The sequence below is a fragment of the Mesorhizobium sp. P5_C1 genome (assembly GCF_054049815.1).
The window spans coordinates 1-8,546 of record NZ_JBFULQ010000229.1 but is presented as its reverse complement, the minus strand read 5'-3'; the positions used below and the strand labels follow the sequence as shown (position 1 = coordinate 8,546).

Annotated in this window: 8 protein-coding genes; 5 read left to right on the top strand and 3 right to left on the bottom strand. The window is 65.2% G+C overall.

The genetic code is table 11. The annotated features are described in order from the left end of the window. The 4 genes from ACXJ7R_RS18320 to lpdA form a co-directional block, all read left to right on the top strand. Positions 1 to 727, top strand: a 727-nt coding sequence (locus ACXJ7R_RS18320; protein WP_457153073.1) for a thiamine pyrophosphate-dependent dehydrogenase E1 component subunit alpha, incomplete at its 5' end; no start/stop codon positions are given. A gap of 2 nt (positions 728 to 729) precedes the next feature. Continuing rightward, entirely contained in the window at positions 730 to 1,743 is a 1,014-nt protein-coding gene (locus ACXJ7R_RS18315; RefSeq protein ID WP_457153072.1) for an alpha-ketoacid dehydrogenase subunit beta, read from the top strand. A 1-nt stretch (position 1,744) separates the two neighbouring features. Continuing rightward, entirely contained in the window at positions 1,745 to 3,067 is a 1,323-nt protein-coding gene (locus ACXJ7R_RS18310; protein WP_457153071.1) for a dihydrolipoamide acetyltransferase family protein, read from the top strand. 247 nt (positions 3,068 to 3,314) lie between these two features. Further along, positions 3,315 to 4,706 carry a dihydrolipoyl dehydrogenase gene (lpdA, locus tag ACXJ7R_RS18305; protein ID WP_457153070.1) on the top strand — a complete coding sequence of 464 codons (1,392 nt, stop codon included), beginning with the start codon at positions 3,315 to 3,317 and terminating at the stop codon, positions 4,704 to 4,706. 173 nt (positions 4,707 to 4,879) lie between these two features. On the opposite strand, the gene ACXJ7R_RS18300 is transcribed toward lpdA, so the two are convergent. Then, complete coding sequence (locus ACXJ7R_RS18300; protein WP_457153069.1) at positions 4,880 to 5,983, bottom strand: saccharopine dehydrogenase C-terminal domain-containing protein; 1,104 nt, start codon at positions 5,981 to 5,983, stop codon at positions 4,880 to 4,882. Between the two features lie 181 nt (positions 5,984 to 6,164). On the opposite strand from ACXJ7R_RS18300, the gene ACXJ7R_RS18295 reads away from it, so the two are divergent. After that, a complete protein-coding gene (locus ACXJ7R_RS18295) occupies positions 6,165 to 6,593 on the top strand; it encodes an Lrp/AsnC family transcriptional regulator (protein ID WP_457153068.1) in 429 nt (142 codons plus the stop codon). Positions 6,594 to 6,641: 48 nt separating this feature from the next. Here ACXJ7R_RS18295 and ACXJ7R_RS18290 read toward each other — a convergent pair whose 3' ends face one another. Next, positions 6,642 to 8,012, bottom strand: coding sequence for a sensor histidine kinase (locus ACXJ7R_RS18290; RefSeq protein WP_457153067.1), 1,371 nt, complete (start codon positions 8,010 to 8,012; stop codon positions 6,642 to 6,644). Continuing rightward, positions 8,009 to 8,546, bottom strand: a 538-nt coding sequence (locus ACXJ7R_RS18285) for a winged helix-turn-helix domain-containing protein (RefSeq protein WP_457153066.1), incomplete at its 5' end; no start/stop codon positions are given. The genes ACXJ7R_RS18290 and ACXJ7R_RS18285, both read right to left, overlap by 4 nt.

Below are 8,546 nucleotides of genomic sequence, written 5' to 3'. Positions count from 1 at the left end.
GTATTCGTCGAAGGAGCACGGTTTCTTCTCGATCTCCGGAAATCTGGCGACCCAGTATATCCAGGCGGTCGGCTGGGCGATGGCCTCGGCGATCTCGAACGATTCGAAGATCGCCGCCGCCTGGATCGGCGACGGCTCGACGGCAGAATCCGACTTCCATTCGGCGCTGGTGTTCGCCTCCACCTACAAGGCGCCCGTGGTGCTCAATGTTGTCAACAACCAATGGGCGATCTCGACCTTCCAGGGCATTGCGCGTGGCGGCTCAGGCACCTTCGCTGCCCGCGGCCTCGGCTTCGGCATTCCGTCGCTGCGCGTCGACGGCAATGATTATCTCGCCGTCCATGCGGTGGCCAAATGGGCGGCCGAGCGGGCGCGCAGCAATCTCGGGCCGACGCTGGTCGAATATGTCACCTACCGCGCCGGCGCGCATTCCAGCTCGGACGATCCCTCGGCCTACCGGCCAAAGACCGAATCCGACGCCTGGCCGCTTGGCGACCCCATCGTGCGGCTGAAGAACCACCTCATCCAGCTCGGCGTCTGGTCGGACGAGCGGCATGCGCAGGCCGAGGCGGAAATCCTCGACACGGTGATCGCGGCGCAGAAAGAAGCCGAGAGCCACGGCACGCTGCATGCCGGCGGCAAGCCGTCGACGCGCGACATGTTCGAGGGGCTCTATGCCGAGATGCCGCCGCATCTGCGGCGCCAGCGCCAGCAGGCGGGGGTCTGACCATGCCAAGACGGACCATGATCGAGGCGATCCGCGACGCCATGGATGTGTCGATGGGGCGCGACGACAAAGTCGTCGTGTTCGGCGAGGATGTCGGCTTCTTCGGCGGTGTCTTCCGCTGCACGCAAGGCCTGCAGGCCAAGTACGGCAACAGCCGCTGCTTCGATGCGCCGATCAACGAATCCGGCATTGTCGGCTCGGCCATCGGCATGGCCGCCTACGGGCTGAAGCCATGCGTGGAAATTCAGTTTGCCGACTACATGTATCCGGCCTACGACCAGTTGACCCAGGAAGCGGCGCGGCTACGCTACCGCTCGAACGGCGATTTCACCTGCCCGATCGTGGTGCGCATGCCAACCGGCGGCGGCATCTTTGGCGGCCAGACGCACAGCCAGAGCCCCGAAGCGCTGTTCACCCATGTGTCGGGGCTGAAGACCGTGGTGCCGTCCAACCCGCATGATGCCAAGGGCTTGCTCATCGCGGCAATCGAGGATCCCGATCCGGTGATCTTCCTCGAGCCGAAGCGGCTCTACAACGGGCCGTTCGACGGCCACCACGACCGGCCGGTGACGCCGTGGTCGAAGCATGCGCTCGGCGAGGTCGCCGACGGCCACTACACGGTGCCGCTCGGCAAGGCGGCGATCCGCCGGCCGGGCTCGGCGGTCACGGTGCTGGCCTACGGCACCATGGTCTATGTCGCGCAGGCCGCCGTCGAGGAAACCGGCATCGATGCCGAGATCATCGATCTTCGGACCCTCTTGCCGCTCGACCTCGACGCCATCGTCGCTTCGGTCAAGAAGACCGGGCGCTGCGTCATCGTGCATGAGGCGACGCTGACCTCCGGTTTCGGTGCCGAGCTGTCGGCGCTGGTGCAGGAAAACTGCTTCTACCATCTGGAGGCGCCGGTGGCGCGGGTCGCCGGCTGGGACACGCCCTACCCGCATGCCCAGGAGTGGGACTATTTCCCCGGTCCGGCGCGCGTCGGCCGGGCGCTGCTGGAAACCATGGGAGCTTAGGATGGGCGAACACATCATCAAGTTGCCCGATGTCGGCGAAGGCGTCGCCGAGGCAGAGCTCGTCGAATGGCACGTCAAGATCGGCGATATCGTGCGCGAGGACACCGTGCTTGCCGCGGTGATGACCGACAAGGCGACGGTCGAGATTCCGTCGCCGGTCGATGGCGAAATCCTTTGGCTGGGCGCCGAGATCGGCGACACGGTGGCGATCGGCTCGCCGATCGTGCGGTTGAAGGTGGCAGGCGAGGGCAATGTGAAGCCGCAGGGCGGTGAGGTTGAAGTGGTGGCCGCTGAGCCGCCGGCGAAGCTGCCGACCCCGAAGCCCGAGACCGCCGCGCCAGCCGCGAAGGCGCCGCCAAAGGCGAGCGGGACAGACGTGAAACCTGCGCCCGCCGTCTCGAAAAGCCCGCGGCAGCCTTCCGTCTCCGGCGCACCGCGTCAGGAGGGCGAAAAGCCGCTGGCGTCGCCCGCGGTCCGCCTGCGGGCAAAGGAGGCGGGGATCGATCTGCGGCAGGTTTCGGGAAGCGGCCCGGCCGGCCGCATCGGTCATGAGGACATCGAAGCTTTTTTGGCGCGCGGACCCCAAGTTGTGAAAACATCAGGCCTCGCCCGCAACGATACCGTCGAGGACATCAAGGTGGTGGGGCTGCGGCGCAAGATCGCCGAGAAGATGACGCTGTCCAAATCGCGCATCCCGCACATCACCTATGTCGAGGAGATCGACGTCACCGCGCTGGAAGAATTGCGCGCAGCGCTGAACAAGGAAAAGCGCGTGGCCAAGGGGGAGCGACCGAAGCTGACGTTGCTGCCGTTCCTGATGCGGGCGATGGTCAAGGCGATAGCAGACCAGCCCAATCTCAATTCGCTGTTCGACGACGAGGCCGGCATCATCCACCAGCATGGTGGCATCCATATCGGCATCGCCGCGCAGACGCCGTCGGGGCTGGTCGTTCCGGTGGTCAAGCATGCCGAGGCGCGCGACATCTGGGAGTGCGGCGCCGAGGTGATCAGGCTTGCCGAGGCGGCCAAGTCCGGCACCGCGACACGCGACGAGCTGTCCGGCTCGACCATCACCATCACCTCGCTCGGTGCCATGGGCGGCGTGGCGACGACGCCTGTCATCAACCATCCGGAAGTGGCGATCATCGGCGTCAACAAGATGATGGTGCGGCCGGTCTGGGACGGCACCCAGTTCATGCCGCGCAAGATGATGAACCTGTCCTCCAGCTTCGACCACCGCGTCATTGACGGCTGGGACGCCGCCGTCTTCATCCAGCGCATCAAGTCGTTGCTGGAAACGCCGGCGCTGATTTTTGTGGATTGAAGGAACGATCGAGATGCCGGCGGGACAGCGCCCCCCTCTGCCTTGCCAGGCATCTCCCCCACGAGGGGGGAGATCGGACGTCACACCGGCTTTCGCCAATTTTCGCCGCTTGAGGAGTGAGCGGAGCGCCGATGCAGCCAATCTCCTCCCCTCGTGGGGGAGATGTCCGGCAGGACAGAGGGGGGCGCGAAGGATCTCGACGGAGTGTTCTTTCCGATCCAGCGCGACAACGAGTTAGGATGCCACGATGAAAGAAATCTCCTGCAAGCTGCTCGTCATCGGCGCCGGTCCTGGTGGCTATGTCTGCGCCATCCGTGCCGGCCAGCTCGGCGTCGATACGGTGATCGTCGAGGCCGGCAAGCCGGGCGGCACTTGCCTCAATGTCGGCTGCATCCCCTCCAAGGCACTTATCCATGCGGCGGAGGAGTTCGAGAAGGTGTCGCACATGGCGGGCGGCAACAGCCCGCTCGGCATCTCGGTCACCGCTCCCGTGCTCGATCTTGCCAGGACCGTCGCCTGGAAGGACGGCATCGTCAGCCGGCTCAACAGTGGTGTCGCCGGTCTGCTCAAGAAGGCTGGGGTGAAGACCGTGCAGGGCTGGGCGACGTTCCGCGACGGCAAGACCGTCGCCGTCGAGACCGAGACCGGAGTGCAGGTGATCCGCGCCGAGACGATCGTCATCGCCACTGGTTCGGCGCCGGTCGAGCTGCCGTTCCTGCCGTTCGGCGACACGGTGATTTCGTCCACCGAGGCGCTGGCCCTAAGCGAAGTCCCGAAGAAGCTCGCCGTCGTCGGTGGTGGCTATATCGGGCTCGAACTCGGCATCGCCTTCGCCAAGATGGGCGCTGAGGTGACCGTGGTCGAGGCCTTGCCGCGCGTGCTGGCGCAGTACGATGCCGAGTTGACGCGGCCGGTGGTCAAGCGGCTCGCCGCGCTCGGCATCGAGGTGATGACAGGCGCGAAGGCCAAGGGGAACAAGGGCGGCGCGCTGCTGGTCGAGACATCGGACGGCAAGAGCGCCAAGATTGCCGCCGACAAAATCCTGGTCACCGTCGGCCGAAAGCCCGTGACCGAAGGTTGGGGGCTCGACCAGATCGACCTCGACATGGCGGGAAAGTTCATCCGCATCGACGACCAGTGCCGCACCTCGATGCGTGGCATCTTCGCCATCGGCGACGTCACCGGCGAGCCGATGCTGGCACACCGGGCGATGGCGCAAGGCGAGATGGTCGCCGAGATCCTTGCCGGCCACAAGCGCAGCTGGGACAAGCGCTCAATTCCCGCCGTCTGCTTCACCGATCCCGAGCTGGTGACGGCCGGCCTGTCGCCGGAGGAGGCCAAGGCGGCGGGCGGCGAGATCAAGATCGGCATGTTCCCGTTTGCCGCCAACGGCCGGGCGATGACGAAACTCGGCGAAGACGGTTTCGTCCGTGTCGTTGCCCGCGCCGACAATCATCTGGTGCTCGGCATCCAGGCAGTCGGCCAGGGCGCGTCGGAACTGGCGGCAGCCTTTGGGCTGGCGCTTGAAATGGGCGCAAGGCTGGAGGATATCGCCGGCACCATCCATGCCCATCCGACGCAAGGCGAAGGGTTCCAGGAAGCGGCGCTCAAGGCGCTGGGGCACGCGCTGCATATTTGAATGGTGGCTTTCCCTTCTCCCCTTGTGGGAGAAGGTGTCGCCGAAGGCGACGGATGAGGGGGTGCTCCGGCGTGGCACCGACAGCTCTCCGTCCAACACCCCTCAACCGTCTCGGCGCTGCGCGCCGATCCACCTTCTCCCGAAAGGGGAGAAGGCAAGAACGGCCCGAAATCTCAGCTTGCGAGCCGGCTCACCATTTCGTGCTGCGCATAGGCGCGGCCAAAACGGTTGGCGAGGAAGGCGTCGAGCGCGATGTCTTCCTGCTTGACGAAACCGGTCGCGGGCAAGGTCCCGTCGGCCAGCATGTCGAGCACGGCGCAGATGCCGGAGGCGGTGGTGATCTGGATGGCGCTGCGCACCACGTCGCCGACGCGCTTGGAATAGATCTTGTTGGCGTAGGTTTCCTGGAGCAGGCGGCCGTTCTTGCGGCCCGAGACGGTGACGAACACGATGACCACGTCCTGCAGCGTCGCCGGCAGGGAGCTTTCAAAAATGTCCTTCAGCACGTCGCGGCGGTGGCGCAGGCCAAGGTCGTTGAGCAGCGCCTTCATGATCGCGGCATGGCCGGGGTAGCGGATGGTGCGGTAGTTCAGCGTGCGCACCTTGCCTTTCAGCGTCTCGGCCAGCGTGCCCAGCCCGCCCGAGGTGTTGAACGCCTCGTAGGTGACGCCGTCGAGCGAGAACTCCTCGCGCTCCTCCAGCGGCGGCACTTCGATCAGCTCGCCCTCGACGATCGCCTCGCAAGGCTCGCAATATTCGTTGATGACGCCGTCGGTGCTCCAGGTCAGATTGTAGTTCAGGGCATTCGACGGATACTGCGGCAGCGCGCCGACGCGCATGCGCACGCTTTCCAGCGAATCGAAGCGGCTGGCGAGATCGTTGGCGACGATCGAGATGAAGCCCGGCGCCAGTCCGCATTGCGGGATGAAGGCGCTCTTGCCCGAAAGCGCCAGCTGCTTGACCCGCCTGGTGCTGACGACGTCCTCGGTGAGGTCGAGATAGTGCACGCCGGCGTTTGCCGCTGCCTCGGCGATGCGCGTGGTCAGGTGGAAGGGGGCGGCGCTGAGCACCGCGAACTTGCCGGCCAAGGCCGCCTCGAGCGCGCCCGATGCCTCGATGTCGAGTTCCAGCGTGGCAACCGTGCCCGGCAGTTCGGCCGAAGCGAGCTGTGCCGCCGAGCGGTCGACGAGGGTGACGTGGTAGTCACCGGTGGCGGCGAGCATTTCGGCAATGGTCGAACCGATCTTGCCGGCGCCGACAACAACAATTTTCTTCATGAAACGTCCCTCACCCAAAAGCTGAACCTGAGCACATTGTTTTATGCATGTCGTTTGTCCCAAAAGCGCTGTGCACTTCTGGGAGATATGCATCAGAATCGCAGCTTGCTCGTCGAAAGGAAGCGTGGAATTGTTCGAAACGAAACTCTGATTGTGCATTATGCCGGAGGGAATCGTCGAAATGCTCAGTGAAGCCGAACAGGCCCTGCTCTCCCTGCTGCGCGACAATGCGCGTGCCTCGACCGCCGAACTTGCGCGCAAGCTCGGTGTCTCGCGCACGACGGTGCAGAGCCGGATCGAACGGCTGGAGCAGCGCGGCATCATCACCGGCTACGGCGTCCGGCTGGCGCCGGACTACGAGCAGGGGCTGGTGCGGGCGCATGTGCTGCTCACCGTGACGCCGAAGCTCGCCGACAAGGTGGTGCGCGGCCTGCAGGCGCTGGCGCCGGTGAGGACACTGCATTCGGTCAGCGGCAATTTCGACATGATCGTCACCGTCGACGCGCCATCGATCCGGGACCTCGATATGCTGCTCGACCAGATCGGCGCCATGGACGGGGTCGAGCGAACCTTGTCGTCGATCATCCTGTCGACCCGCATCGACCGCTGATCTGACTCGGTGGAGCCGGGACTTTCAGGACCCAAGCCGGATCGCCGGCTAACCAAATGCCAGCGGAACGCTCACCACCACGGCGAGGCCCGGCCGGCAATCCTCAAGGGCGATCGATGCGCCATGCAGGTCTGCGATGGCCCTGACAAGGCTAAGGCCGAGGCCGCTGCCCGGCGTGGACCGGCTGTGGTCAAGCCGGTAGAGCCGCTGGAACACTTTCTCGCGCTCGTCCGGAGGAATGCCGGGTCCATTGTCGGCGACGCTGGCGACAACGCGATCGCCCTGGCGCGTCACCGACAGCTTGATGGTTGTGCCGGGCGGGCAATGGCGGAGCGCATTCTCCACCAGATTGGCGAACATCTGCGTCAGCAATTCGCGATCGCCATGGATCCGGTTCGCGGTTTCGTTCAGTTTGGTCGACGACAGCACCTTGCCGTCGTCCTCGGCCACGTCGGTGTAGATCTCGGCGATGGTTTGCAGGATTTCGCCGAGTGCGACATCGGTAAAGCGCGCCCTGCGGGCGCCGGCCTCGATCTGGGCGATGCGCAGCAGCGCATCGAAGGTCTCGTTGATCTGGTGACCCTCGGCGCGCGCCTCGGCCAGATCGTCGGAGACCTCCCGGCCCTGCGCGGCCCCGGCGGCGGCGCCTTCCAGGATCATCTGCAGGCGGTTGAGCGGCGTCTTCAGGTCGTGGGCGATGTCGGCGCTGACCTGTTTCATGCCTTCGACCAAAGCCGACAGCCGGTCGAGCGCCGCATTGACCTGGCGGGAGACGATGTCGATGTCGTCGTCCTTGCCGGTCAGCGGGATGCGGGTATCCAGCCGTCCATGCGAGACGTCCACCATGGTGGCGGCGATGCCGTCGAGCCGGCGCTGGACGCGCGAGGCGAGCAGCGCGCCGCCGGCGACCGCCAGCCCGGTGATGATCAGCGTCGCCCAGCCGAAGCTCATCAGCATGATCGTTTCCAGTTCCTCGGTCTCGGACAGGCTGAAGGCGACCGTCAGATTGTTGCCGCCAATCGAGCCGGAATAGGCACGGTATTCAGCGCCGGGCGGCACGCCGGGCATTTCGGCGTTGAACATCGAGAAGCCGTCGGGAAGTCCAGCTGCCGTGAAATTGCCGGCCAAGCAAATCCCGGCTGCGTCGGTCAGCGAAAACAGCTGTTCCTTCTTCGGGCTGCGCATGGAGTGGCTTTCGATGGTCTCGACAAGCTCCTTGAGATCCTTGTCGGCATAGGTCGCCGCGATGACCGCGTAGGTTTCCTTGATGGTGTCGTCGAGTTGCTCGGCAAGATCGGCGCTCATCATCTGGTAGACGATGGCGCCCGACAGCACGAAGGCGAGCATGAAAAGGAAGGCGAACGTCAGGGCGAGCCGGAATGGCGTGCTGCGCAGCAGGCGGGGCCATGCTCCGGTCATGGCGCTGCGTGCAGACTGTAGCCGGTGTTGCGGACGGTGTGGATAAGCTGGGTTTCGAAAGGCTTGTCGATCTTGGCCCGCAGCCGGCTGATATGGGTTTCGACGACGCTGGTCTTGGGGTCGAAGTGAAAATCCCAGACGCGCTCCAGAAGCATGGTGCGGGTGATCACGCGTCCTTCGCCGCGCATCAGCACCTCCAGCAGGCTGAACTCCCTTGGCTGCAGGTCGATCGGCTGGCCCTGACGCGTGACGCGGCGCATGATCAGGTCCATTTCGAGGTCGGCAACCCGCAAAACGGTCTTCTGCTCCTGCGCGGCCGGCCGGCGGCCAAGCGCGTTGATGCGGGCGAGAAGCTCGGAAAAGGCGAAGGGCTTGACGAGATAGTCGTCGCCGCCGGCCTCGAGCCCCTCGACGCGGTCGTCGACGCCGCCGACCGAGGTGAGGAAGATCGCCGGTGTGCGCACGCCTGCTGCGCGTACCGCCTTGATCATCGACAGGCCGTCGAGATCAGGGATCATGCGATCGGCTATGATC

Coding starts and splice junctions, on each gene's coding strand:
- ACXJ7R_RS18315 (WP_457153072.1), top strand. CDS start 730: ATGCCAAGACGGACCATGATCGAGGCGATCCGCGACGCCATGGATGTG.
- ACXJ7R_RS18310 (WP_457153071.1), top strand. CDS start 1,745: ATGGGCGAACACATCATCAAGTTGCCCGATGTCGGCGAAGGCGTCGCC.
- lpdA (WP_457153070.1), top strand. CDS start 3,315: ATGAAAGAAATCTCCTGCAAGCTGCTCGTCATCGGCGCCGGTCCTGGT.
- ACXJ7R_RS18300 (WP_457153069.1), bottom strand. CDS start 5,983: ATGAAGAAAATTGTTGTTGTCGGCGCCGGCAAGATCGGTTCGACCATT.
- ACXJ7R_RS18295 (WP_457153068.1), top strand. CDS start 6,165: ATGCTCAGTGAAGCCGAACAGGCCCTGCTCTCCCTGCTGCGCGACAAT.
- ACXJ7R_RS18290 (WP_457153067.1), bottom strand. CDS start 8,012: ATGACCGGAGCATGGCCCCGCCTGCTGCGCAGCACGCCATTCCGGCTC.